This window comes from Variovorax cryoconiti (assembly GCF_051216395.1).
Lineage (GTDB): Bacteria > Pseudomonadota > Gammaproteobacteria > Burkholderiales > Burkholderiaceae_C > Variovorax.
Genome location: NZ_JBPJZI010000002.1, coordinates 1 through 25851, shown reverse-complemented (window position 1 = coordinate 25851; position 25851 = coordinate 1). Strand labels below are relative to the sequence as shown.

The 25851-nt window shown below is 68.9% G+C and carries 23 protein-coding genes; 17 read left to right on the top strand and 6 right to left on the bottom strand.

Annotated features, from left to right (window positions below; genetic code table 11):
* Positions 1-14 precede the first annotated feature (14 nt).
* Positions 15-938, bottom strand: coding sequence for an SMP-30/gluconolactonase/LRE family protein (locus ACSFA2_RS04915; protein ID WP_435454198.1), 924 nt, complete (start codon positions 936-938; stop codon positions 15-17).
* Positions 939-1076: 138 nt separating this feature from the next.
* Between ACSFA2_RS04915 and ACSFA2_RS04910 the strand changes: the two genes are divergently transcribed.
* Positions 1077-1865 (top strand): SDR family NAD(P)-dependent oxidoreductase, encoded by a 789-nt coding sequence (locus tag ACSFA2_RS04910; protein WP_435454197.1) that lies wholly within the window; start codon positions 1077-1079, stop codon positions 1863-1865.
* A 145-nt stretch (positions 1866-2010) separates the two neighbouring features.
* On the opposite strand, the gene ACSFA2_RS04905 is transcribed toward ACSFA2_RS04910, so the two are convergent.
* Positions 2011-2970 (bottom strand): LysR family transcriptional regulator, encoded by a 960-nt coding sequence (locus ACSFA2_RS04905; protein WP_435454196.1) that lies wholly within the window; start codon positions 2968-2970, stop codon positions 2011-2013.
* A gap of 115 nt (positions 2971-3085) precedes the next feature.
* Here ACSFA2_RS04905 and ACSFA2_RS04900 point away from each other — a divergent pair, with 115 nt between their 5' ends.
* From ACSFA2_RS04900 to ACSFA2_RS04860, 9 genes are all read left to right on the top strand, one after another.
* Positions 3086-4051: an ABC transporter substrate-binding protein gene (locus ACSFA2_RS04900; RefSeq protein ID WP_435454195.1), complete on the top strand. Its 966-nt coding sequence runs from the start codon at positions 3086-3088 to the stop codon at positions 4049-4051.
* Positions 4052-4062: 11 nt separating this feature from the next.
* On the top strand, positions 4063-5133 hold the full coding sequence (gene chvE / locus ACSFA2_RS04895; RefSeq protein ID WP_435454194.1) for a multiple monosaccharide ABC transporter substrate-binding protein: 1071 nt from the start codon (positions 4063-4065) through the stop codon (positions 5131-5133).
* A gap of 26 nt (positions 5134-5159) precedes the next feature.
* Positions 5160-6686 (top strand): multiple monosaccharide ABC transporter ATP-binding protein, encoded by a 1527-nt coding sequence (gene mmsA / locus ACSFA2_RS04890; protein WP_435454988.1) that lies wholly within the window; start codon positions 5160-5162, stop codon positions 6684-6686.
* Positions 6673-7890, top strand: coding sequence for a multiple monosaccharide ABC transporter permease (gene mmsB / locus ACSFA2_RS04885; protein WP_435454193.1), 1218 nt, complete (start codon positions 6673-6675; stop codon positions 7888-7890). Before mmsA ends, mmsB begins: the two co-directional genes overlap by 14 nt.
* Positions 7890-9413 carry a sugar ABC transporter ATP-binding protein gene (locus ACSFA2_RS04880; protein WP_435454192.1) on the top strand — a complete coding sequence of 508 codons (1524 nt, stop codon included), beginning with the start codon at positions 7890-7892 and terminating at the stop codon, positions 9411-9413. The genes mmsB and ACSFA2_RS04880 overlap by 1 nt, the downstream gene beginning before the upstream one ends.
* Before the next feature lie 329 nt (positions 9414-9742).
* A complete protein-coding gene (locus ACSFA2_RS04875; protein WP_435454191.1) occupies positions 9743-10801 on the top strand; it encodes an ABC transporter permease in 1059 nt (352 codons plus the stop codon).
* Complete coding sequence (gene yjfF, locus ACSFA2_RS04870; protein ID WP_435454190.1) at positions 10798-11823, top strand: galactofuranose ABC transporter, permease protein YjfF; 1026 nt, start codon at positions 10798-10800, stop codon at positions 11821-11823. The genes ACSFA2_RS04875 and yjfF overlap by 4 nt, the downstream gene beginning before the upstream one ends.
* Before the next feature lie 37 nt (positions 11824-11860).
* Entirely contained in the window at positions 11861-13597 is a 1737-nt protein-coding gene (locus ACSFA2_RS04865; protein WP_435454189.1) for an IlvD/Edd family dehydratase, read from the top strand.
* 8 nt (positions 13598-13605) lie between these two features.
* Complete coding sequence (locus tag ACSFA2_RS04860; protein WP_435454188.1) at positions 13606-14538, top strand: dihydrodipicolinate synthase family protein; 933 nt, start codon at positions 13606-13608, stop codon at positions 14536-14538.
* An 18-nt stretch (positions 14539-14556) separates the two neighbouring features.
* Here the strand turns inward: ACSFA2_RS04860 and corA are convergent, their stop codons facing one another.
* Entirely contained in the window at positions 14557-15534 is a 978-nt protein-coding gene (gene corA, locus ACSFA2_RS04855) for a magnesium/cobalt transporter CorA (protein ID WP_435454187.1), read from the bottom strand.
* A 160-nt stretch (positions 15535-15694) separates the two neighbouring features.
* Here corA and ACSFA2_RS04850 point away from each other — a divergent pair, with 160 nt between their 5' ends.
* From ACSFA2_RS04850 to ACSFA2_RS04830, 5 genes are read left to right on the top strand one after another with little or no spacing between them, the layout of a single operon-like run.
* Positions 15695-16333, top strand: coding sequence for a thermostable hemolysin (locus ACSFA2_RS04850; protein WP_435454186.1), 639 nt, complete (start codon positions 15695-15697; stop codon positions 16331-16333).
* Positions 16330-17784 (top strand): AMP-binding protein, encoded by a 1455-nt coding sequence (locus ACSFA2_RS04845; RefSeq protein WP_435454185.1) that lies wholly within the window; start codon positions 16330-16332, stop codon positions 17782-17784. Before ACSFA2_RS04850 ends, ACSFA2_RS04845 begins: the two co-directional genes overlap by 4 nt.
* A 13-nt stretch (positions 17785-17797) precedes the next feature.
* The gene (locus ACSFA2_RS04840) at positions 17798-18490 is read left to right on the top strand and encodes an iron-containing redox enzyme family protein (protein WP_435454184.1); all 693 of its coding nucleotides are present in this window, start codon (positions 17798-17800) and stop codon (positions 18488-18490) included.
* Positions 18487-19368 (top strand): SDR family oxidoreductase, encoded by an 882-nt coding sequence (locus ACSFA2_RS04835; protein ID WP_435454183.1) that lies wholly within the window; start codon positions 18487-18489, stop codon positions 19366-19368. Before ACSFA2_RS04840 ends, ACSFA2_RS04835 begins: the two co-directional genes overlap by 4 nt.
* 20 nt (positions 19369-19388) lie before the next feature.
* Entirely contained in the window at positions 19389-20075 is a 687-nt protein-coding gene (locus ACSFA2_RS04830) for a tetratricopeptide repeat protein (protein WP_435454182.1), read from the top strand.
* 7 nt (positions 20076-20082) lie between these two features.
* Here ACSFA2_RS04830 and ACSFA2_RS04825 read toward each other — a convergent pair whose 3' ends face one another.
* From ACSFA2_RS04825 to ACSFA2_RS04815, 3 genes are read right to left on the bottom strand one after another with little or no spacing between them, the layout of a single operon-like run.
* The gene (locus ACSFA2_RS04825; RefSeq protein WP_435454181.1) at positions 20083-21444 is read right to left on the bottom strand and encodes an ATP-binding protein; all 1362 of its coding nucleotides are present in this window, start codon (positions 21442-21444) and stop codon (positions 20083-20085) included.
* A complete protein-coding gene (locus tag ACSFA2_RS04820) occupies positions 21441-22115 on the bottom strand; it encodes a response regulator (RefSeq protein ID WP_435454180.1) in 675 nt (224 codons plus the stop codon). The genes ACSFA2_RS04825 and ACSFA2_RS04820 overlap by 4 nt, the downstream gene beginning before the upstream one ends.
* 54 nt (positions 22116-22169) lie before the next feature.
* Positions 22170-22874 (bottom strand): VIT1/CCC1 transporter family protein, encoded by a 705-nt coding sequence (locus ACSFA2_RS04815; RefSeq protein WP_435454179.1) that lies wholly within the window; start codon positions 22872-22874, stop codon positions 22170-22172.
* A gap of 184 nt (positions 22875-23058) precedes the next feature.
* Between ACSFA2_RS04815 and ACSFA2_RS04810 the strand changes: the two genes are divergently transcribed.
* Complete coding sequence (locus ACSFA2_RS04810) at positions 23059-24714, top strand: MBL fold metallo-hydrolase (RefSeq protein WP_435454178.1); 1656 nt, start codon at positions 23059-23061, stop codon at positions 24712-24714.
* Positions 24711-25457, top strand: a complete 747-nt coding sequence (locus ACSFA2_RS04805) for an RNA pseudouridine synthase (RefSeq protein WP_435454177.1) — start codon at positions 24711-24713, stop codon at positions 25455-25457. Before ACSFA2_RS04810 ends, ACSFA2_RS04805 begins: the two co-directional genes overlap by 4 nt.
* Positions 25458-25851 lie beyond the last annotated feature (394 nt).

Genomic DNA, 25851 nt, shown 5'->3' with positions numbered 1-25851 from the left:
CGCAGCGATCGGCTTCAGCCGCCGAACATCGGTGCCGGCAAGCCCGGGCTGTCGATGCGCACCGAGAACAGGCCCCCCGCCAGCGGCTCGGCCGCGCGCTGCGCATCACTCAGGCCGCTGCAGGCGCTGGTGATGAACAGGGTGCAGAAGTCGTCGCCGCCGAAGGCGCAGTTGGTGATGTGCGAGGTCGGCAGCACGATGCGGCACAACTCCGCCGCGCTCACCGGGTCGTGGCAGCTCACGCAGGCGCCGCCCCAATGCGCGATCCACAGCCGGCCGGCGGCATCGGTCGTCATGCCGTCGGGCACGCCGTCGCCGGGCGCGAAGCGCAGCCATTCGCGCTCGCGGGCCAGCGTGCCGGCATCCGCATCGAAGTCGTAGGCCAGCACGCGGCCCTGCACCGTGTCGTTGAAGTACAGCGTGCGGCCATCGGCCGACCAGGTCGGCCCGTTGGTGACGGCGAAGCCGTGCGCATGGCGGGTGCACCGGCCGTCGGGGTCGAAGCGGTAGAGCGCGCCAGTCGGCGCCTCGCAGGCGAAGTCCATCGTGCCGCCCCAGAAGCGACCCAGCGCATCGCACTTGCCGTCGTTGAAGCGGTTGCCCGGCAACGACGGCTCGGGCTGGTGCAGGTACGCTGGCGCCCGCTCCGGCTTGGCCGGGTCGAAGAAGGCGAAGCCGCGGCGCAGCGCGACCAAGAGGCCCGGGGCGTTCGCGCGCTCGGCCACCGCGGAGATCTCTTCGTCGAAATGCCAGCTTCGGCGCATGCCGTCGCCGGCCTGCCAGCAGTGCAGCGTGCGTTCGAGGATGTCGACCCAGTAGAGCGCGCGCTCGCGGGGCGACCACAGCGCGCCCTCCCCCAGGGTGGCCTGCGCCGGCCAGAGACAGCGTGGCTCGCCGAGGGGTCGCGGTGTTTGAAGCGGGAGTGCAGGCGAGGTCATGGATGTCTCCGGTTCGGCAGGCGGACCGCTCCGGGTCCTTGACGCGGCGGATCGTATCAGGGCATATTGATATAGGAAAACACCAATACGCATATTCATAGATATGCAAATTGCAATACATCAGATTGGAGACAACCCATGAACGCATCCGCCCCCGCCTTGCAGAAAACCGCCGTCTTCCCCAGCCTGCGCGACCGCGCGGTCTTCATCACCGGCGGCGGCAGCGGCATCGGTGCCGCGATGGTGTCGGCCTTCGCGGCGCAGGGCGCGCGCGTGGCCTTCGTCGACATCGCCGAAGACGCCAGCCGCACGCTGGCCGAGCAGATCGCCGCCGCCGGCCACACCGCGCCGTGGTGGCGCCGCTGCGACGTGCGCGACATCGCGTCGCTGCAGGGCGCCATCGCCGATGCAGCCGCCGCGCTGGGCGACTTCGCGGTGCTGGTCAACAACGTGGCGAGCGACGACCGCCATTCGCTGGCCTCGGTCACGCCGGACTACTACGACGACCGCATGGCGATCAACGAGCGGCCTGCCCTGTTCGCGATCCAGTCGGTGGTGCCGGGCATGCAGCGCCTGGGCTTCGGCTCGGTCGTCAACCTGGGGTCGACCGGCTGGCGCGGCAAGGGCTCGGGCTACCCCTGCTACGCGATCGCCAAGTCGTCGGTCAACGGCCTGACCCGCGGGCTGGCGGTCGACCTCGGGCGCGACCGCATCCGCATCAACACGGTGTCGCCCGGCTGGGTCATGACCGAGCGGCAGGTCCAGCTGTGGCTGGACGACGAGGGCGAGCAGGCGCTCAAGCGCAACCAGTGCCTGCCCGACAAGCTGATGCCCGAGGACATCGCCCGCATGGTGCTGTTCCTCGCGTCCGACGACGCGGCGATGTGCACCGCGCAGGAATTCACCGTCGACGCCGGCTGGGTGTGATGGCCCACCCCCGATGCGGCGCACTGCGTGTCGCCGCCTCCCCCTCGAGGGGGCGCACCCGGCGGCCTGGCGAAGCCAGTTCCGCGGGTGCCCTGGCCTTGTCCGTGCCGGTTTCATCCGCGCGGTGGCGCAGCGCCATGGGAGCTCAATCCGCCAACGCGAGCTTGCGGTTGTAGACCGGCAGGCTCGCCGCCTGCAGTGCCCGCACCATGACCTTCGCGGCCGGCGAGAGCAGCCGGTCGGTGCGGGTGACGATGCCGAAGTTGTCCATGTGGCAGGGCATCTCCAGCGGCAGCAGCGCCACGATGCCGTGCGCCGCGTAGTAGCGCGCCACGTCGGCCGCGAGCACCGCCAGCATGTCGCTCTGCTGCAGCATGCGCGTGATGAACAGCAACGCGGCGGTCTCCACCGTGTTGATCGGTGGTGCCAGCCCGTCTTCCTGGAACATGAGCTCGAAGCGATGCCGCAGCACGCTGCCGGCCGGCGGCACGATCCAGCCGGCGTCGACCACGTCGCGCAACGCGAGGCCCGCGGTGCCCAGCATCGGATGGCCCGGGCGCACCACGGCGCAGACCAGTTCTTCGGTGAGCGGCTGGTAGTGCAGCTGCGACTTGTTGTGCTCTTCCGAGAGCCGGGCGACCAGGATGTCGAGCTTGCCCTGCTCCAGCCGCTCCAGCAGCACCGGGCTGGTCTCGATCTCGAGCGAGATGCGGAGGTTGGGCTGCTCCCGCTTGACCAAGGCCACCGCGGGCGGCAACAGGGCAAGGGCCGGCGATGTGATCGCCCCCACGTTTACCTGCCCGTAGCTGCCGGCCTTCAGCGCCTGCAGTTCGTCGTGCGCCTGGTTGAGGCTGCCCAGTGCCACGCGCGCATGCCGAATCATCGTTTCGCCGTACCAGGTCGGCCGCATGCCGCGCGGCAGCCGCTCGAAGAGCGGTACCTCGAGCACGTCCTCCAGATCCTTCAGCAGCTTGGACGCGGCCGGCTGCGTCATGTTCAGCACTTGCGCGGCGCGATGAATGTTGCCTTCCTCGGCCAGCGTCACGAGCAGCAGCAGCTGGCGCGTCTTGAGACGGGCGCGAATGAACCAGTGGGGTGTCGTCATGGGGTTTTCCAGAATCCTTCGATCGATATGCATTTTGTCTAAAAAATGATTGGATCGATACCCGAATGATTTTTAGACTGGCCGCCGACTCTGACGACAACAACAGGAGACAGACATGACGATGAACCGACGCAACCTCACCTCCGCCCTGGCCGCCGCCGCCGTGGCGGGCCTGCTGCCTGCCAGCGTGCTGGCCCAGAAGAAGCTCGTGCTGGGCTTCGCCCAGGTCGGCGCCGAGAGCGAATGGCGCACCGCCAACACCGAGTCGATCAAGTCCGCGGCCAAGGACGCGGGCATCGAGCTCAAGTTCTCGGACGCGCAGCAAAAGCAGGAGAACCAGATCAAGGCGATCCGCTCGTACATCGCGCAGAAGGTCGACGTCATCGCCTTCTCGCCGGTGGTCGAGTCCGGCTGGGAGACGGTGCTGCGCGAGGCCAAGGCCGCGAACATCCCGGTGGTGCTGACCGACCGCGCGGTCAACACCAAGGACGACACGCTCTATGTGACCTTCATGGGCTCGGACTTCGTCGAGGAAGGCCGCAAGGCCGGCCGCTGGCTGGTCGACAAGATGAAGGACACGAAGACCGACGTGAACATCGTCGAGCTGCAAGGCACCGTGGGCTCGGCCCCGGCCATCGACCGGAAGAAGGGCTTTGAGGAAATCGTCAAGGCAGACCCCAAGTTCAAGATCATCCGCTCGCAGACCGGCGACTTCACCCGCGCCAAGGGCAAGGAAGTGATGGAAGCCTTCCTCAAGGCCGAGGGCAAGAAGATCAACGTGCTCTTCGCGCACAACGACGACATGGCGATCGGCGCCATCCAGGCCATCGAGGAAGCCGGCCTGAAGCCCGCGAAGGACATCACCATCATCTCGATCGACGGTGTCAAGGGCGCCTTCGAAGCCATGATCGCCGGCAAGCTGAACGTGTCGGTCGAATGCAGCCCGCTGCTCGGCCCGCAGCTGATGAGCGCCGTGAAGGACATCAAGGCCGGCAAGCCGCTGCCCAAGCGCATCGTCACCGTGGAGGGCATCTTCCCGATGGAAGTCGCCGCCAAGGAACTTCCGAACCGCAAGTACTGAGGAATCGCCCCATGAAACGCAACTTCCTCAAGACGCTGCTGGCCATCGCCGTCACGGGCGCGCTCGGCGCCACCTCGCTGGTGCAGGCCCAGGACAAGGGCCCGATCGCCATCTCGATGCCGACCAAATCGTCGGCCCGCTGGATCGCCGACGGCGCCAACATGGTCAAGTACTTCCAGGAGAAGGGCTACAAGACCGACCTGCAGTACGCCGACGACGACATCCCCAACCAGCTCGCGCAGATCGAGAACATGGTGACCAAGGGCTCGAAGGTGCTGGTGATCGCGGCCATCGACGGCACCACGCTGTCCGACGTGCTGCAGAAGGCCGCCGACAAGGGCGTGAAAGTGATCGCGTACGACCGGCTGATCAAGGGCTCGAAGAACGTCGACTACTACGCGACCTTCGACAACTTCCAGGTCGGCGTGCTGCAGGCCGCCTACATCGAGCGCGCGCTCGACCTGAAGGCGGGCAAGGGCCCGTTCAACATTGAAATCTTCGGCGGCTCGCCGGACGACAACAACGCCTTCTTCTTCTACAACGGCACGATGTCGGTCCTGAAGCCCTACATCGACAGCGGCAAGCTGGTGGTGCGCAGCAAGCAGCTGGGCATGGACAAGGTCTCGACGCTGCGCTGGGACGGCGCGGTGGCGCAGGCCCGCATGGACAACCTGCTGTCGGCCTACTACGCGAAGGACAAGGTCGACGCGGTGCTCTCGCCCTACGACGGCATCTCGATCGGCATCATCTCGTCCCTCAAGGGCGTGGGCTACGGCACGCCGAAGCTGCCGATGCCGGTGGTGACGGGGCAAGACGCGGAAGTGCAGTCGGTCAAATCGATCCTGAAGAAGGAACAGACCTCGACCGTCTTCAAGGACACGCGCGAGCTGGCCAAGGTCACGGTCGCGATGGTCGACGCGATGATGGCCGGCAAGCCACCCGAGGTGAACGACACCAAGACCTACAACAACGGCGTGAAGGTGGTGCCTGCGTACCTGCTCAAGCCGGTCAGCGTGGACATCACGAACTGGAAGCCGGTGCTGGTCGACAGCGGCTACTACAAGGAAAGCCAGCTCAAGTGAGCGTGGCTGGCGACACCCTGCTGGAGATGCGGGGCATCACCAAGACCTTCCCCGGCGTGAAGGCGCTGAGCCAGGTCGAACTGGCGGTGCGCGCCGGCGAGATCCATGCGGTGGTGGGCGAGAACGGTGCCGGCAAGTCGACGCTGATGAAGGTGCTCAGCGGCGTCTACCCCTGCGACAGCTACGAGGGCGAGATCCACTTCGACGGTGAGCCGCGCCGCTTTCGCGGCATCGCCGACAGCGAGAAGCTCGGCATCATCATCATCCACCAGGAACTCGCGCTGGTGCCCCTGCTCTCGATCACCGAGAACATCTTCATGGGCAACGAGATCGCGCGCGGCGGCGTGATCGACTGGTTCGCCGCGCATGCAAAGACGCGCGCGCTGCTGGCCAAGGTCGGCCTGGCCGAGTCACCCACCACCCTGGTCACCGACCTGGGCGTGGGCAAGCAGCAGCTGGTGGAGATCGCCAAGGCGCTGTCGAAGGACGTGAGGCTCTTGATCCTCGACGAGCCGACCGCGAGCCTGAACGAACGCGACAGCGATGCACTGCTCATGCTGCTGCTCGAGCTCAAGCGCCAGGGCATCGCGTCGATCCTCATCTCGCACAAGCTGGGCGAGATCGCCAAGGTGGCCGACGCGATCACGGTGCTGCGCGACGGCACCACGGTCGAGACCATGGACTGCCGCGCCGCGCCGATCAGCGAAGACCGGATCATCCGCGGCATGGTCGGGCGCGACATGGAACACCGCTACCCGCAGCGCACGCCGCGCATCGGCGAGACGGTGTTCGAGGTCAGCGACTGGTACGTGCACCACGCGGTGCATGCCGAGCGCGAGATGATCAAGGGCATCGCGCTGAACGTGCGGCGCGGCGAGATCGTCGGCATCGCCGGCCTGATGGGCGCCGGCCGCACCGAGTTCGCGATGAGCGTTTTCGGCCGCTCCTGGGGCCAGCGCATCCGCGGCACGGTGCGCATGAACGGCCAGCCGGTGGACGTGAGCACGGTGCGCAAGGCCATCGACCACGGCATCGCCTACGTGACCGAAGACCGCAAGGGCTACGGCCTGGTGCTCGAGGAAGACATCCGCAAGAACATCACGCTGGCGAACCTGGAAGCGGTGTCGACCGGCGCCGTCATCGACGAGGGCCGCGAATGGAAAGTGGCGGGCGACTACCGCCAGGCACTGCGCATCCGCTGTGCCGGCACCGACCAGCTGGTGGTGAACCTGTCGGGCGGCAACCAGCAGAAGGTGGTGCTCAGCAAATGGCTGTTCGCCAAGCCGGAGCTGCTGATCCTCGACGAGCCGACGCGCGGCATCGACGTCGGCGCCAAGTACGAGATCTACACCATCATCGACCAGCTCGCCCAGGAGGGCAAAGGCATCCTGATGATCTCGTCGGAACTGCCCGAGCTGCTCGGCATGTGCGACCGGATCTATGTGATGAACGAAGGCCGCTTCGTCGCCGAATACCCGGTGGCCGAGGCCTCGCAGGAGCGCATCATGCGCGCGATCGTGAATTCAGGGAGCGCTGCCCATGTCCCCCGGTGACACCGAAGCGGCACAGCCCGCCGTCCCATTGACACCTGCCGCCAGCGGCAAGCTGCACGCGGGTTTCCTCAAGAACAACCTGCGCGAATACGGCATGCTGATCTCGCTGGTCGCGATCATGGTGCTGTTCCAGGTGCTGACCGACGGCACGCTGCTGCGGCCGCTCAACCTGACCAATCTGGTGCTGCAGAACAGCTACGTGGTGATCATGGCGCTGGGCATGCTGCTGGTGATCGTGGCGGGCCACATCGACCTGTCGGTCGGCTCGGTCTGCGGCTTCATCGGTGCGCTCGCGGCAGTGCTGATGGTGCAGTACGACTGGGGCTACGTGCCGACCGCCATCGTGAGCATCCTGGCGGGCGCAATCATCGGCGCGGCACAGGGCTGGTTCGTGGCCTACGGCAAGATACCGTCGTTCATCGTCACGCTCGCGGGCATGCTGGTCTTCAAGGGCCTGACGCTCGCGCTGCTGCAGGGCCAGTCGCTCGGGCCGTTTCCCGAGACCTTCCAGAAACTCAGTTCGGGCTTCATTCCCGACCCGCTCGGCGGTGACACCCTGCGCACCACGTCGCTGATCGTCGGCGCGCTGGCGGCCGCGGCCCTGGTGTTCTTCAAGCTGCGCGGCCGCGCCAAGCTGGCGGCGCACGGCATGGAGCAGGAACCCTACGCCTTCTTCCTAGTGAAGAACGTGTTCTTCGCACTGGTCATCCTGTTCTTCAGCTGGCTGCTCGCGTCGTACAAAGGCCTGCCGAACGTGCTGGTGGTGATGGCGGTGCTGATCGTGGTCTACGACTTCGTGACGAACCGCACCACGCTCGGCCGGCGCATCTACGCACTCGGCGGCAACGAGAAGGCGGCGCGGCTGTCGGGCATCAAGACGCAGCGGCTGGCCTTCCTCACCTTCGTGAACATGGGCGCGCTGGCGGCACTGGCCGGGCTGGTGTTCGCGGCGCGGCTCAACACCGCCACGCCCAAGGCTGGCCTGGGCTTCGAGCTGGACGTGATCGCGGCCTGCTTCATCGGCGGCGCCTCGGCTTCGGGTGGCGTGGGCAAGGTCATGGGCGCGGTCATCGGCGCCTTCATCATGGGCGTGATGAACAACGGCATGTCGATCCTCGGGATCGGCATCGACTACCAGCAGGTCATCAAAGGCCTGGTGCTGCTGGCCGCGGTGTTCATCGACGTCTACAACAAGAACAAGTGATGAGCACCCCCAGCGCCACCGCGCCCGTGCTGGAACTCGCCGGCATCGGCAAGTCCTTCGCCGGCATCCCGGTGCTGGAAGATGTGCAACTGCGCCTCTACCCGGGCGAGATCCATGCGCTCATGGGCCAGAACGGCGCCGGCAAATCGACGCTGATCAAGGTGCTGACGGGCGTGCTGGCCTCCAACGGTGGCGAGATGCGCCTGGCCGGCGAACTCATCCGGCCCGGCTCGCCGCTGGAGGCGCAGCAGCTGGGCATCAGCACCGTCTACCAGGAGGTTAACCTCTGTCCCAACCTGTCGGTGGCCGAGAACATCTTCGCGGGGCGCTACCCGCGCTGCGGCATCGCGCAGGGCTTTCGCATCGACTGGCGCACGGTGAACGAGCATGCCCGCGCGCTGCTGGCCCGCATCGGACTCGACATCGACGTGACGCGGCTGCTCGCGAGGTACCCGGTGGCGGTGCAGCAGATGGTGGCCATCGCGCGCGCGCTCGGCGTGTCGTCGAAGGTGCTGATCCTCGACGAGCCCACATCGAGCCTCGACGACGAAGAGGTGAACAAACTCTTCCACGTGCTGCGCCGGTTGCGCGACGAGGGCCTGGCGATCGTCTTCGTCACCCACTTCATGAACCAGGTGTACGCCGTGTCGGACCGCATCACGGTGCTGCGCAACGGCCACTGGGTCGGCGAATGGCGCGCGGCCGATCTGGGCCCGCAGGCGCTGATCGCCGCCATGCTGGGGCGCGAACTCGCGGCCCAATCGGCGCGCCCAGACGTGCTGCCATCGTTCGACGACACCGCCGCCGCGCTGCTGCAGACCGAAGGCCTGGCGCAGGCCACGCAGCTGCAACCACTCGACCTGCGCGTGCGCGCCGGCGAGATCGTCGGTCTGGCCGGGCTGCTGGGCGCAGGCCGCACCGAACTCGCGCGCCTGCTCTTCGGCATGGAGACGCCCGACCGCGGCGTGATCCGCATCGACGGCCAGGTGGTGAGCTTCGCCAACCCCGCAGACGCGATCCGCCACGGCCTGGCGCTGTGCCCGGAAGAACGCAAGACCGACGGCATCGTGGCCGAGCTGTCCGTGCGCGAGAACATCGCGCTGGCGTTGCAGGCGCGCATGGGCACCACGAAGTTCCTGTCGCATGCCGAACAGACGGCCTTGGCCGAACGCTTCGTCGCCGTGCTGGGCATCAAGACCGCGAGCATCGAAACGCCGATCGGTCTGCTCTCCGGCGGCAACCAGCAGAAGGCCATGATCGCGCGCTGGCTCGCCACCGAGCCGCGCCTGTTGATCCTCGACGAGCCCACGCGCGGCATCGACGTGGCGGCCAAGCAGGAAATCATGGAGCAGATTCTGAAGCTGGCCGAGGCCGGCATGGCGGTGATCTTCATCTCGTCGGAAATGAGTGAGGTGGTGCGCGTGGCGCATCGCATCGTGGTGCTGCGCGACCGGAAGAAGGTCGGTGAGCTGCCGGGCGGGTCGACCGAGGATGAGGTGTACGAAATGATTGCGGCGGCATGACGAACGCTTTTCTTTCACTGCGATGCGTTGTGTGCGACGTGCCTTGTTCGGGGCGGGATCACGCCGACGGCGTACTCTGCTCCGCGAATGTCCCCCGGCCTGCGGCCTCCTCCTTGATTTCGCTGCGCAGAGCACACCATCGACGCGATCCGGACGCGCCGTGGTTGGTCGATGGCGGCAGCAGCACGCCTCCGTCGCGTCCACGTGCGCAGGGTATCGGGTGCTCCCCGCAGCGAAATAAAGGAGGAGCCGAAGGCGGGGGACATTCGCGGGAGGGGAGTACCCGGTGGCCTGCGCACGCCGCACAACGTGTCCGCGAGCAACCCAACATGACTCAACCCAACAACAGCGCCGAGAACCCCATGGCCAAGGCACTGCGCCACCGCCTCGCCTGGCCCCTCATCACGCTGCTGCTCCTGCTCGCGCTCAACACCGCGTTCAACCCAAGCTTCCTGCACCTCGAATGGCGCGACAGCCATCTCTACGGCAGCCTGATCGACATCCTCAACCGCGCGGCTCCGCTGGTGCTCGTGTCCCTCGGCATGACGCTGGTGATCGCGACACGCGGCATCGACATCTCGGTCGGCGCGGTGGTCGCCATCTCGGCAGCCACCGCAGCGTGGATGATCGGCGGCGCGATGGGTGGTAACGTCAGCCGCTTCCCGCTGCCACTGGCCATCGGCGCAGCGCTGGCAATGGCGCTGGTCTGCGGGCTGTGGAACGGCCTGCTCGTGGCGCGCGTGGGCATGCAGCCGATCATCGCGACGCTGATCCTGATGGTGGCTGGGCGCGGCATCGCGCAGCTCATCACCAACGGCCAGATCATCACGATCTACTACAAGCCCTACTTCTTCCTCGGCGGCGGCTACCTGCTGGGCCTGCCCTTCTCGGTCTTCGTGGCGGCAGCGGTGTTCGCGCTGCTCTACCTCGCGATCACCCGCACCGCGCTCGGCCTCTTCATCCAGGCGGTGGGCATCAACCCCACGGCCGCGCGCGTCGCCGGCGTGCAGTCGCGCCGGCTGCTGGTCGGTGCCTACGCCTTCTGCGGCCTGTGCGCCGGCATCGCGGGCCTGTTGATCAGCTCCAACGTGAAGAGCGCCGACGGCAACAACGCGGGGCAGCTGCTGGAGCTCGACGCCATCCTGGCGGTCACGCTGGGTGGCACGGCGCTCACCGGCGGGCGCTTCAGCCTGGTGGGCAGCGCGATCGGGGCGCTCATCATCCAGACGCTGACGTACGCGATCTATTCGCTCGGCGTGCCGCCGGAGATCAACCTGGTGGTGAAGGCGGTGGTGGTGTTCATCGTGATGCTGCTGCAGTCGCCTGAATTTCGGACCACGGTGCGCGGCTGGGCGCTGCGCCCGGCGTTGGGTGAGGCGCGTCGATGAGCGCGGTGATCGAGTCGACGCCCTCACCCCAACCCTCCCCCGCGATCGGGAGAGGGGGCAGGAAGCTCAACCCGAAATACCTGCCGCTGACCGCGACCATCTCGCTGTTCGTGCTGATGGCGAGCTTCGGCTCCTTCGCCTACGACAGCTTCTTCTCGGCGCAGGTCTTCCTCAACCTGCTGATCGACAACGCCTTCCTGATCGTGGTGGCGGTCGGCATGACCTTCGTGATCCTCTCGGGCGGCATCGACCTGTCGGTGGGCGCGGTGATCGCGCTCACCACCATGGTGTCGGCCGCGCTGGTCGAGCGGCACGGCTGGAGCCCGCTGGCGGTGATCCCGCTGGTGCTGGCGATGGGCACGGTGTTCGGCGCCTTCATGGGCTTTCTCATCGAACGCTTCCGACTGCAGCCTTTCATCGTGACGCTGGCCGGCATGTTCCTGGCGCGGGGCCTCTGCTACCTGATCAGCATCGACTCGATCAGCATCACCAATGATTTCTACACACAGGTGTCGCAGATCCGCATTCCGGTCTGGGGCGACGCGTCGCTGTCGATCAGCGCGGTGATCGCCATCGTGGTGGTGCTGGCAGCCGTCTTCATCGCGCACTGCACCGCCTTCGGCCGCGCGGTGTATGCGGTGGGCGGCAGCGAGCATTCGGCGATGCTGATGGGCCTGCCGGTGCGCCGCACGCTCATCGGCGTGTACACGCTGTCGGGCTTCTGCTCGGCGTTGGCCGGCGTGATCTTCACCTTCTACATGCTGTCGGGCTACGGCCTGCATGCGGTCGGGCTGGAACTCGACGCGATCGCCGCGGTCGTCATCGGCGGCACGCTGCTCACCGGCGGCGTGGGCTACGTGGCCGGCACGCTGTTCGGCGCGCTGATGCTCGGGATCATCCAGACGCTGATCTCCTTCGACGGCTCGCTGAGTTCGTGGTGGACGCGCATCGTGGTCGGTGCGCTGCTCTTCGTCTTCTGCCTGCTGCAACGCTTCTTCACCTCGCGCGCCCCGCTGCGCTGACCCCCTCCTACCTCTCGCGCCACAGGACACCCCCAGCATGTCGGACACCCCCAAGAAAAAACTGCGCTCGACCGCATGGTTCGGCACCGCCGACAAGAACGGCTTCATGTACCGAAGCTGGATGAAGAACCAGGGCATCCCCGACCACGAGTTCGACGGCCGGCCGATCGTCGGCATCTGCAACACCTGGTCGGAACTCACGCCCTGCAATGCGCACTTCCGCAAGATCGCCGAGCACGTGAAGCGCGGCATCTCCGAAGCCGGCGGCTTCCCGGTCGAGTTCCCGGTGTTCTCCAACGGCGAGTCGAACCTGCGCCCGACCGCGATGCTCACGCGCAACCTCGCGAGCATGGACGTGGAAGAGGCCATCCGTGGCAACCCGATCGACGCGGTGGTGCTGCTCACCGGCTGCGACAAGACCACGCCGGCCCTGCTGATGGGCGCGGCGAGCTGCGACATCCCGGCCATCGTGGTGACCGGCGGGCCGATGCTCAATGGCAAGCTCGACGGCAAGAACATCGGCTCGGGCACGGCCGTGTGGCAGTTGCACGAGTCGCTCAAGGCCGGCGAGATCAACGAGCACCAGTTCTTTGCCGCCGAGGCCGGCATGTCGCGCTCGGCCGGCACCTGCAACACGATGGGCACCGCGTCCACCATGGCCTGCATGGCCGAGGCGCTGGGCACTTCTCTGCCGCACAACGCGGCCATTCCCGCGGTCGATGCGCGGCGCTATGTGCTCGCGCAGATGTCGGGCATGCGCGCGGTCGAGATGGCCAGGGAAGGCCTCACGCTGTCGAAGATCCTCACGCGCGAGGCTTTCGAGAACGCGATCCGCGTGAACGCGGCCATCGGCGGCTCGACCAACGCGGTGATCCACCTGAAGGCGATCGCCGGGCGCATCGGCGTCGACCTCGAACTGGAAGACTGGACGCGCATCGGCCGCGGCACGCCGACGCTGGTCGACCTGCAGCCCTCGGGCCGCTTCCTGATGGAAGAGTTCTATGACGCCGGCGGTCTGCCCGCGGTGCTGCGCCGCCTGGGCGAGCACGACCTGCTGCCGCACCCCGGCGCGCTCACCGTCAACGGCCGCTCGCTGTGGGACAACGTGCGCGAGGCGCCGAGCTACAACGACGAGGTGATCCGCCCGCTGGACAACCCGCTGATCGCCGACGGCGGCATCTGCATCCTGCGCGGCAACCTGTCACCGCGCGGCGCGGTGCTCAAGCCCTCGGCGGCCTCACCCGCGCTGCTGCAGCACCGCGGGCGCGCGGTGGTGTTCGAGAACTTGGAGCACTACAAGGCCCGCATCGTCGACGAAGACCTCGACATCGACGCGAGCTGCGTGATGGTGCTGAAGAACTGCGGCCCCAAGGGCTACCCCGGCATGGCCGAGGTCGGCAACATGGGCCTGCCGCCGAAGCTGCTGCGGCGCGGCATCAAGGACATGGTGCGCATCTCCGACGCGCGCATGAGCGGCACCGCCTACGGCACCGTCGTGCTGCACGTGGCGCCCGAAGCGGCCGATGGTGGCCCGCTGGCCGCGGTACGCGATGGCGACTTCATCGAGCTGGACTGCGCGGGCGGCCGCCTGCACCTGGACATCAGCGACGAGGAACTCGCCGAGCGTCTGCAGTCGCTGGTCGCACAGCCCCAGGGCATGGCCGGTGGCTACCAGCGCCTGTACGTCGATCATGTCCTGCAGGCCGACGACGGCTGCGACTTCGATTTTCTGGTCGGCTGCCGCGGCGCCGAAGTCCCCCGTCATTCGCATTGAGCCACGCCATGAACCACACGCTCTCGAACCCACGCTACCGCGGCATCTTCCCGGTCGCGCCCACCACCTTCACCGAATCGGGCGCGCTCGATCTGGCCAGTCAGAAGCGCTGCCTCGACTTCATGATCGACTCCGGCGTCGACGGCCTCTGCATCCTGGCGAACTTCTCCGAGCAGTTCCTGCTGTCCGACGACGAGCGCGAAGTGCTCACGCGCACCGCCCTCGAACACATCGCCGGCCGCGTGCCGGTGATCGTCACCACCACCCACTTCAGTACCACCGTGTGCATCGAGCGCAGCCGCCGCGCGCAGGACATGGGCGCCGCCATGCTGATGGTGATGCCGCCCTACCACGGCGCCACCTTCCGCGTGCCCGAAGCAAAGACCTTCGAGTTCTATGCGCAGCTGTCGGACGCGGTGTCGATTCCGATCATGGTGCAGGACGCGCCCGCCAGCGGCACCGTGCTGTCGGCGCCCTTCCTCGCGAAGATGGCTACCGAGATCAAGCAGGTCAGCTACTTCAAGATCGAGACGCCCGGCGCCGCGAGCAAGCTGCGCGAACTCATCCGCCTGGGTGGCGAAGCGATCGAAGGCCCGTGGGACGGCGAGGAAGCCATCACCCTGCTGGCCGACCTGGACGCCGGCGCCACTGGCGCCATGACCGGCGGCGGCTTCGCCGATGGCATCCGCCCGATCATCGAGGCGCACCGTACGGGCGATGCCGACCTTGCCTTCACGCTCTACCAGCGCTGGCTGCCGCTGATCAACCACGAGAACCGGCAGGCCGGCTTCCTGGCGGCCAAGGCGCTGATGAAGGAAGGCGGCGTGATCGCCTGCGACGCGCCGCGCCACCCGTGGCCGGCGATGCATCCCGAGGTGCGCCGCGGACTGCTCGACGTCGCCCGGCGGCTCGACCCGCTGGTGCTGCGCTGGGGTCGTTGAGAACGCCGCCGGCCAGGGTCAGACCCAGCCGGCCTTCCGGAAGCGGTAGTAGAGGTAGCCGCACACGCACGCGATGAGCCCCAGCGCCATCGCATAGCCGTAGCGCCACTTCAGTTCGGGCATGTGCTCGAAGTTCATGCCCCAGACGCCGACGAAGGCGGTGCACACCGCGAAGATCGCGGCCCAGGCCGCCAGCCGCTTGGTGACCTCGCCGTCGCTGATGGTCACCATCGACAGGTTGGCCTGGATGGCGGTGCCGATGGTGTCGCGCATCGAGTCGATGGTGCCGTTGATGCGGCTCAAGTGGTCGAGCACGTCGCGGAAATACTCCTGCGTGCCCATGCAGACCTGCGGCACCCGCCCGCCGTGCAGCCGGTTGGTGCCCTCCAGCAGCGGTGCCACGGCGTGCTTCAACACCGTCAGCCGTTGCTTCAGTCCGTAGAGCCGCTGGATGTTCTCGCGCGCGCCGCCCAGGGTGAAGATGCGTTCCTCGATGGCTTCGAGCTCGACGTCGAAGGCGTCGATGGCGGGAAAGTAGCGGTCGACGACCGCGTCCATCAAGGCATACAGCACGAAGCCGGAGCCGTTCTTCAGCAGCTCGGGCTCACGCTGGCAGCGCTCCCGCACTTCGACGAAACCGTGCGTGCTGCGGTTGCGCACCGACACCACGTAGTTACGGCCGACGAACACGTCGACCTCGCCCACTTCCATGCTGTGGCGCGCTTCGGCCGTGTCGGCATCGATCAGGTGCATCACCACGAAGAGCGAATCGCCGTACTCCTCGACCTTCGGGCGCTGGTGGCCGTTCTGCGCGTCTTCCACGGCCAGCGGATGCAGGTCGAAGGCCTGCTGCACCTCGTCCATCTCCTCGGGCGTCGGGTCGTGCAGCGCCACCCAGACGAAGCAGTTGGGCAGGGCGATGTACTCGTTGATGCGGCCGACCGGAATGTCGGCCAGCTTGGTGCCGTTCTCGTAGACAACGCAATTGATCAGCATGCGGCGGGCGTGTGGCGATGAAGCAGCCATCTTGCCACGGCGCCATGGGCACGTCACGGCACGCACCGCCGCTTAATGTCCGCTTAATCGGCAGGCGCGAGCATCCGCTTCATCTACCTGAGCCACCTTCGGCACGGGACCCGAAGGAGAGTGAATGTTCATGGCTGTGTCCCCCCACGATGGCGATCCGTCGCCACCGGCCGGCGTCGCGTCGGAGCGGCCCGCCCTCGTCGTGCACGGGCGCGACGACCTGCGGCGCGCCGAGGTCGAAGCTTTCGTTCTCGGCATCTTCGCGCAGCGCTACGGCGCCCAGGTGCAGCAGTTCGCGCCGGTGCTGGTGAGCCTGCAGGACCACGGCGAGATCGTCGCGGCCGCCGGCTATCGCTGCGCCGCCGATGCGCCGCTGTTCCTCGAGCGCTACCTGTCATCACCGATCGAGACGCTGCTGGCGACTCAGGCTGCGACGCAGCCAGCGCGCCGCAGCGTGGTGGAGGTCGGACACCTGGCCGCGTCGCGCGCCGGCGAGGGGCGACGCCTGATCGCACTGCTCGGTCCGCACCTGGCCGCACAAGGCTTCCAGTGGGTGGTGAGCACCCTCACGACCGAGCTGCGCCAGCTCTTCGTGCGCATCGGCGTCACGCCGCTGGCGCTGGGCACCGCAGACCCGGCCGCCCTCGGCGCGGAGGCGGCGCATTGGGGCAGCTACTACGACCACCGGCCCGTCGTGCTGGCGGGCCACCTCGGCCAGGCCCTGCACCACATGGCGCGCCGGGCCGGCGCGGCCAAGGGCACGCGATGACGGCGCTGCCCCTGGGCGCCGACGCGGCGCTGGACGACGGCGAGCGCACCTGGCAGCGTGACGCGCTGCAGGCCGAGATCGGTGCGCTGCGCGATCGGCTCGTGGCCCAGCGCACGCGGGTGCTGGCGACGCTGATGGACAACGGTGCCGCCTGGGTCGTGGCAGACCTCGCAGCCGCTGCGGCCGGCATCGTGCACGTGCCGCTGCCGGTGTTCTTCACGCCCGAGCAGATCGGCCATGCCCTGCAGGCCGCGGGCGTCGACACGCTGCTGACCCTGCCCGCGCTGGCCGCCCGCTGGGCCGGCGCGCCGACGGTGGACATCACCGTCGCGGCGCAGCCCCTGGCGTTGCTGCGTCTGCCCGGCACCCCCGTGCCGATGCCCGCGGGCACCGCCAAGATCACTTTCACCTCAGGCACCACCGGCGCCCCGAAGGGCGTGTGCCTGTCGGGCGAAGCGATGCATCAGGTGGCCCAGGGGCTGGTCGCGGCCATGGCCTCGCTCGACATCCGGCGCCACCTGTGTGCCCTGCCCTTCGCGGTGCTGCTGGAGAACATCGCGGGTCTGATGGCGCCGCTGATGCGCGGCGCCACCTGCGTGGTGCTGCCGCTCGGCCAACTGGGCCTGCGCGGGTCGTCGAGTTTCGATGCCACACGCTTCCAGGACGTGGTGACGGCCCAGCAGCCGCACAGCCTCATCCTGCTGCCGCAGATGCTGCGCGCCTGGGTCGGCCACCTGATGCAGAGCGGCCAACGCGCGCCTGCATCGCTGCGCATGGTGGCGGTCGGCGGTGCGGCCGTGGGCGCCAAGCTGCTGCAGGCGGCGCAAGCCGTCGGCATTCCGGCACACGAGGGCTACGGGCTGTCCGAGGGCGCCTCGGTGCAGACGCTGAACCTGCCCGGGGCGGCGCGTGCCGGCAGTGCCGGGCGCGCGCTGCCGCATGCACGGCTGCGCATCGCCGCGGACGGTGAAGTGGAAGTCGCCGGCAGCCTCTTCAACGGCTACCTCGGCAGCACGGAGGCGCCACCGGCCTGGTGGCCCACCGGCGACCTGGGCACGATCGACGCCGACGGCTTCCTGCACATCCAGGGCCGCAAGAAGCATGTGCTCATCACCGCCTTCGGTCGCAACGTGTCGCCCGAGTGGGTCGAGACCGCCCTGCGCGGCGAGCACGCCATCGCGCAGGCGGTCGTGTTCGGCGATGGCGAACCGTCCCTGAGCGCAGTCCTGTGGCCGACGCGGCCCGACCTGCCCGACGCCGCCCTGCAGGCCGCGGTCGATGCGGCCAACGACACCCTGCCCGACTACGCCCGCATCGAGCGCTGGGTGCGCGGCCGGGCCGACTTCAGTGCCGCGTCCGGGCTGGCCACTGCCAACGGCCGCCCGCAGCGCGTGGCCATCCTTCAACTGCACGCGGACGCCCTCGAGACGGCACCGCGCCCCACCCTTTGAACCTGGAGCCTTCATGACTTTCTACGCACGCCTGGTCGCAGAGACCGCCGACGCCCGCATGGGCCTGCTGGGCACGCCCATCATCCAGGGCTGCCTGCGCGGCGAGGTTTCGCTGCCCAGCTACGTCGCCTTCCTGCGCGAGGCCTCCCACCACGTGCGCCACACGGTGCCGCTGCTGCACGCCTGCCAGGCCGCACTGCCGCCCGCCAACCAGTGGCTGCGCGGCCCGCTGGACGAATACATCGAAGAAGAAGAGGGCCACGACCTGTGGATCCTCGACGACATCCGCGCGTGCGGCGCCGATGCCGACGCCGTGCGCGACGGCCCGCCCGGCCACGCGACCGAGGTGATGGTGGCCTATGCCTACGACACCATCGCGCGGCGCAACCCGCTCGGCTTCTTCGGCATGGTGCATGTGCTGGAGGGCACCAGCGTCTCGCTGGCGCTGATGGCCGCCGACCAGATCCAGCAGCCGCTCGGCCTGCCCGATGCGGCCTTCAGCTACCTGCGTTCGCACGGCACGCTCGATTTGGAGCACACGGCGCATTTCGAGCTGCTGATGGACCGGGTCGAGTCCCCGGCGGACCAGGCCGACATCGTGCATGCGGCACGGGCGTTCTACCGGCTCTACGGCGACGTGTTCCGCAGCCTGCCGATGCCCGTGCCTGCGTCGGCCTCGACACCAGCCCAGGCGGTTGCGGCATGAAGGCGAAGGACGCACGGGTGCTGCTGACCGGCGCCACCGGTGGGATCGGCCAGGCGGCTGCGTCCGCGCTGGTCGGCGCGGGGGCTTCCGTCATGCTGCTCGGCCGCTCGCCGGCGCGGCTGGCCGCCCAGGCGCGGGCGCTGGCGCGCACCGGCACGACGCCGCCCAGCATCGAGTGGTATGCCGCCGACCTCATGCGCACCTCGAGCCTCGGCGGCATCAGCGATGTCGCGGCCGGCTGGGGCTGCAACGTGCTCGTCCACAACGCCGGCGTGCCCGCCTTCGGCCGCATCGAGGCCTTCGGCGCGACCGAGATGGCGCAGGTGCTGCACCTCAACCTGTTCGCGCCGATGCTGCTGACCCAGGCGCTGCTGCCGCACCTGCGCACGCGCCCCGAGGCGCGCGTCGTCTTCGTCGGCTCGGTGCTGGGCCGCCTCGGCCTGCCGGGCTTCAGCGTCTACAGCGCCAGCAAGTTCGGCCTGCGCGGCTTCGCGGAGTCCTTGCGACGCGAGCTGGGCGACGGCCCGGTCGGCGTGCAGTACCTCGGCCCGCGCAGCACGCGCACGGCCTTCAACAGCGATGCCGTCGACGGCTACAACAAGGCCACCGGCACCGCCATGGACGCGCCGGAGGTCGCCGCGCAGGCGCTGCTGCAACTGATCGAGAGCGGCGCGGCCGAGCGCTTCGTCGGCTTTCCGGAAAGCCTCGCGGTGCGCCTCAACGGCATCGCACCGGGGCTGCTCGACGGATCGTTCCGCAAGCATCGCGAGAACCTGCCGCCCATGACGACGCCCCCAGCGGCGGACCTGGACTGCACGCTGCCGACCGACACCCCGGCCGAAGCCGACAGCCATTCGCTGATGCGCGCCGCCCACTGAACCTCCACCCGAAAGACACCATGACCGATTTCCGAACCGCCTCGTCCCGCACCCGCCGATGGCTGACCGGCTGCCTCGTCGCCAGCCTCGCCACGCTGGCGCTGCTGCCCGCACTGCCCGCCCGCGCCGCCACCGTCACCGAGGCGGTCAGCGAGTTGCAGCACGACTGGGAGGCGATCCGCTACCAGAGCCCCGCGACCGAACGCGAGAAGGGCTTCGAGGCGCTCGCGGCCAAGGCGCACCAGGTCAGCGAGGCCTTCCCCGGCCGCGCCGAGCCGCTGGTGTGGGAGGGCATCGTCGTGAGCTCGTGGGCCGGCGAGAAGGGCGGGCTCGGCGCGCTCGGCCTGGTCAAGCAGGCCAAGGCGCTGTACGAATCCGCCATCGCCATCGACGGCAGCGTGCTCGAAGGCTCGGCCTACAACAGCCTGGGCGTTCTCTATTACAAGGTGCCGGGCTGGCCGGTCGGCTTCGGCGACAAGGCCAAGGCGAAGGAGCTGCTGACCAAGGCGCTCACGCTCAACCCCAAGGGCATCGACCCGAACTTCTTCTACGGCGAATACCTGGTCGAGACCAAGCAGGCGCAGGAAGCCATCGCCTACCTGGAACGCGCGCTGCAGGCGCCGCCGCGACCCGGCCGCCAGGTGGCCGACACCGGCCGCCGCGAAGAGGCCCGCGCGCTGCTCGACAAGGCCAAGGCCGCCCGGTAGGGGCGTGTCAGCGGTGTGCGCTGTCGAATTGCAGCAGCACCCGCACCCCGGTGCCGTCGGGGCGTGCCCCGAACACCAGCCCCAGCCCATGCAGTTCCGCGATGCGGCGCACGATCGACACGCCCAGGCCGCTGCCGACCTCCTGCTGACCGTCGGGCCGGTAGAAGCGCTCGCCCAGGCGGGCCATCTGCTCGGGTGACAGCGGCTCGCCCGCGTTCTCGACCTCGATGCAGTCCTGCCCGATGCGCAGCGTCACGGCGCTGCCGGCCGGCGCATAGCGCACCGCGTTGTCCAGCAGGTTGCGCAGCAGCACGGCCAGGAGGTGCTCATCGCCCAGCAACGGCATCGGGTGCCGGCCGGCCGGCGGCCAGTCGCAGGCCAGCTCGATGCCGCGGCGCTCGGCCAGGACCAGGCAGTCGCTCATGGCCTGCTCGACGACAGGCGTCCACCGCACGTCGTCGAAGACCGGTACGGTGCCGGATTCGACCCGCGACAACGCCAGCATCTGCGTGACCAGCCGGTCCATCCGGTCGAGGCCGATGCCGAGCTTGGTCTCGGCCGCCGCGCGCTCGGCCGGGCTGCCGGCGCGCTGCACCACGTCCCACTGCGCGCGCAGCACGGCCAGCGGCGTGCGCAGTTCGTGCGCGGCATCGGCGGTGAAGCGGCGCTCGCGCACCAGCATCTGCTCGATGCGCGCGAAGAGCCCGTTCATGGCGCCGATCAAGGGTTTGAGCTCGGCGGGCGCGCGGCTCTCGGCCAGCGGTTGCAGGTCGTCGGCCGGACGGCGCTGCAATTGGCGCGTCAGCTTGACCATGGGCGACAGCGCACGGCGCACGGCCCAGGCCATCACCCCCAGCAGGATGGGCAGCACCAGCAGCCAGGGCACGACCTGGCTGACCGTCAGGCCGTAGACCAGTTCGTCCCGTTCGTAGATGCGCTGGCCCGAAGCCACCAGCCAGCGCCCGTCGAAGGACTGCAGGTAGTACACGCGCCAGGCGCGGCCGCCCAGCTGCTCGTCGACGAAGCCGCCGCGCTCGGGGCGGTAGGGCAGCTGGACGCCTTCGCGGTCCGAAATCATCAGCTGACCGCTGCGGTCCCACACGGCCACCGCCAGGTCGCGCACGTCGGCATCGCCGGTCTCGACGGCGCCCTCGTGCGGCACGGGTGGCGCGGGCGGCAGCGGTGCCGCCTCGGCCGGCAGGCCGCGGCCGAGCGTGGCCTGCACCTGGCGCGCCAGCCGGATCAGCTCCGCATCGAAGAGCTCGTTGACCTCGATCCGCGCGCGGCTGAGGGAAAAGTACAGCGCCACGCCCCAGACCAGTGGCGCGCAGATGAGCAGGTACAGCAGAAGCCGGCGCTGCAGGCTCACGGTGCCGCCTCGCCGGAGCCCAGCGCATAGCCCACGCCACGCACGGTGCGCACGATGTTCGGGTCGATCTTGCGACGCAGGTGATGGATGTGCACTTCGAGCGCGTTGCTCTCGGGCTCGGCACCGCTCCAGTCGTAGAGCTTTTCGAGCAGGTGCGCCTTCGAGAGCACCCGCTGCGACTGGGTCAGCAGGGCTTCGAGCAGCGCCAGCTCGCGACCGGTGAGGTCGACCTGCGCCCCCTTCCATCGCACCACTTTGGTAGCCGGGTCGTATTCCAGCGCGCCATGCTGCCAGGAGGCCTGCGCCTGGCCGGCCGATCGGCGGACCAGGGCGCGCAGCCGCGCCGCGAGTTCGTCGATGGTGATGGGCTTGACCAGGTAGTCGTCGGCGCCGGCGTCCAGCCCTTCGATGCGCTGCTCGATGCCGTCGCGTGCGGTGAGGATCAGCAACGGCAGCTTGAGCCCGCGTTCGCGCCAGCGCCGCAGCCACACCATGCCATCGCCGCGCGGCAGGCCGAGGTCGAGCACGACGGCGTCGAACGCAGCGCCCGCGAGCGCCGCGTCGGCCTTCGCACCGTCGCCGAACCAGTCGACCGCGTGCCCCCGCTGGCGCAGGCCCGTGGCCAGCGCATCGCCCAGCAGGACGTCGTCTTCAACGATCAGCAAACGCATGGCCGGTCTCTCCGCGCGGTTCGATCGCGCGTTCGACGCATTGTGGACGACCGCTCACGCGACGCCGGAGAACAGCGAGCCCGCGGCCGCCGTGACGCCCATCGCAAGCGCGCCCCACAGCGTGACGCGCCAGGCCGATGGCAGGACCTTCGCGCCGCCGACGCGGGCGGCCAGCGCGCCGAGCGCGGCCAGGAAGACGATCGACAGCGCAGCGACCCAGGTGACCAGCTGCGGCCCGTCCACGAGCCAGGCCACGGCGAGCGGCAACGCCGCACCGACCGTGAAGCTGGCCGCCGAGGCCATCGCGGCCTGCAGGGGTCGCGCACTGAGGACCTCCGAAATGCCCAGCTCGTCGCGCGCATGGGCACCGAGGGCGTCGTGCGCCATCAGCGCCTGCGCAACCTGGCTGGCCAAGGGGTACGGCAGGCCGCGGCCCACGTAGATGGCCGTCAGCTCGCGCACCTCCGCCGCGAGGTCTTCGTCGAGCTCGGTGCGTTCGCGCGCCAGGTCGGCCTTCTCGGTGTCGGCCTGCGAATGCACCGACACGTACTCGCCGGCGGCCATCGACATGGCACCGGCGGCCAGGCCGGCCACACCGGTCATGACGATGCTGCCGTGGCTGGCGTGGGCCGCCGCCACGCCGACGATCAGGCTGGCGGTGGAGACGATGCCGTCGTTGGCACCGAGCACCGCGGCACGCAGCCAGCCGATGCGCGAGGTGCGATGGCGCTCGATGTGGCGTCGGGCGGCGCCTCTCACCGGGCGTTTCTCGGGCTGAACGCAGCGGCCGCAGGGCCGGTGTCGGGGGTCATCGTCGGTCTCCAGACAGCAGAGGACAAGGTGGCATGCATCGGTGCAGTGTGCCGCGATGATCGGTGCGCAAGATTTGTTTTTGCTTAAGCACGGCGCCGACGCGGCCCACGTGCCTGCCGATAATGGTCGGATGGTCCGCCCCACCCAGCTCATCCACCCGCAACGCGCGCCTGCGTCCGTGCGACCGGCCGCCACTCTCCTCCTGCTGCGCGACACGCCGGCAGGGCCGGAGCTGCTGATGACCCGCCGGTCCGACAAGGCCAGCTTCGGCGCGGGTGCCTACGTGTTCCCGGGCGGACGCATCGACGACAGCGACGCCCAGGCCCACGCCATCGCCAAGCGCCGCGTCACCCAGAGCGACGTGCAGCTCACGCAGGCCATCGCGGCGCTGCGCGAGACCTTCGAGGAACTGGGCGTGCTGCTGGCCCACCACGCCGACGACGGGCGCCCGGTGCAGGCCGCGGCCGTGGCGGCCATGGACCGCGGCACGGCGGACGGCACGACGCCCTTTGCCGCGCAGTGCGCCAGGCGTGGCCTGCTGCTGGCCACGGACCAGGTCTTCACCTTCGCGCACTGGGTGACCGACCGCGACCTGCCCAAGCGTTTCGACGTGCCCTTCCTGGTGGCGCGCATGCCCGACGGCCAGGTGCCGGTGGCCGACGAGACCGAGCAGTTCGAGCCGGTCTGGGTGCGCCCCGCCGAGGCGCTGGAGCGCCACAAGGCGCAGCGCTTCCGGATGATGTTCCCGACGGTGCGCACGCTCGAGCGCCTGGCCGCCTACGCCTCGGTCGACGCGATCCTGGAGGACTGCGACGAAGAACAGCCGCTCTTCACCAGCTGCCCGCGCGCCGGCCTGCTCGACGGCCAGGAGGCACGCTATATGGAGCACGAGCCGCCCTACGGCGAGCTCGCCCTGGTCTGCCCCGACGGCCAGATCGTGCATGCGCTCGACTGGCGAAGCGACGCGCCGGTCGCCCTGCTGCGCAACCTGCGCCGCCTGACCGCCCCCAACGCCGGCGCCATGACCGGGCCCGGCACCAACAGCTACCTCGTCGGCGACGAAACCACGGGCTACATCGTGATCGACCCGGGCCCGCTGGACCCCGGCCACATCCGGCGGTTGCACGACGCGACGGCCGGCGACATCCGCATGATCGTCTGCACCCATTCGCACGCCGACCACTCGCCCGCCGCACGGCCGCTGCAGGCGCTGTGCGAGCCGCGCCCGCCGATCCTCGGCCTGCCCTCGGCCGCCACCGCCAGGCCGAACGCGCGCTTCACGCCCGACCGCGCCCTGGTCGACGGTGAACGCCTGATGCTCGAAGGGCCCACGCCCGAGGCCACCCACACGCTGCGCGTGGTGCACACGCCCGGCCATGCCGCCAACCACGTCTGCCTGGTGCTGCAGGAAGACGGCCTGCTGTTTTCGGGCGACCACATCCTCAACGGCAGCACCACCGTGGTCGACCCGCCGGACGGCAACATGACCGCCTACCTCGACTCGCTCGACCTGCTCGACGACATCTGCCGCGTCGGCGGCGTCGACTTCATCCTGCCCGCGCACGGCTACGTGATCGCCTCGGCGCGCGATGCCATCGCCGCGCTCAAGATGCACCGTTTCCGGCGCGAGGCACGCATCCTCGAAGCCATGCGCGAACACCCCGACGGCACGCCCGAAGACTGGCTGCCGATCGCCTACGCCGACGTGCCGCAGCGCATGTGGCCGATGGCCGCACGCTCGCTGGCGGCGCATGTCGCACGCATCCGTGAAAGATCCCTCGCATGAACATCCTCCAGACCCGGGACGAGGGCATCCGCCTCGCCAAGCGCGTCGCGGCCGACATGAACTGCTCGCGCCGCGAGGCCGAACTGCTGATCGAGAACGGCGCGGTGCGCGTCGACGGCGCGGTGGTCGAGGTGCCGCAGGCGCGCGTCCTGCCACAGCAGGCCGTGACGGTCGACAAGAGCGCCAGGCCCGAGCCGGTGCAGGTCGTGACGATCCTGCTGAACAAGCCTGCCGGCCTGGCCTTCGACGCGCCGATCCCGAAGCTGCTGGTGCCAGGGCAGCGCAGCGAGGCCGACGACTCGCAGCGGCCCACGCTGCAACGGCACTTTGCCAACCAGCATTGCTTCACGCCGCTGGAAAAGGGTGCGAGCGGGCTCATCGTCTTCACGCAGGACCCGCGCATCGAACGCAAGCTGGTCGAAGACGCCGGGTTGATGGAGTACGAGGTGATGGTCGACGTGCACGGCGAGGTGAGCCCGCAGGCGCTGCACCGCCTGAACCAGTCGCCCGTGGTCGACGGCCGCGCCATGCTGCCGGCCAAGGTCAGCGTCAACCGCCAGAACGAGGGCGTGACCGGCCTGCGCTTCGCGATGAAGGGTGCCTGGCCGGGGCAGATCGCGCAGATGTGCGACAGCGTCGATCTGAGCATCCTCGCGATGAAGCGCCTGCGCGTCGGCCGCGTGCCGCTCGCGGGGCTGGCGCCGGGAGAGTGGCGCTACCTGCTGCCGCACGAGAAGTTCTAGTCCGTTTTTTTCGCGCGCACTAAACCTGCGATTTCGATCACACAACCAGGGTGAATTTCCCCGCCTCACGCTTACTCCACATTCATTGACATTTGAGGCACTGACCCGCCACCAGAATCCGCGCCTTACAAGTAGATACAGGGCGGACGATGTCGATCAAGAAGGCTGCGGGGCGCGGTGTTCGTGGAGGGGTGCCTGGGCGATTCGGGGCTTTGCGCCCGTGCATTGTTGGCGCGATGGGGCTGTGCGCAGCCACTGGCGCCTGGGCGCAGGCCAACCCCTCGGCCCCCCAGCCCTTCATCGAAGAACTGCGCCAGCAGGACCGCGAACGCGCCCTGCGCGAGCAGCAGGAGCGCGCCGTCGATGTGCGGCTGCCCACGACGCCTGAGCGCGC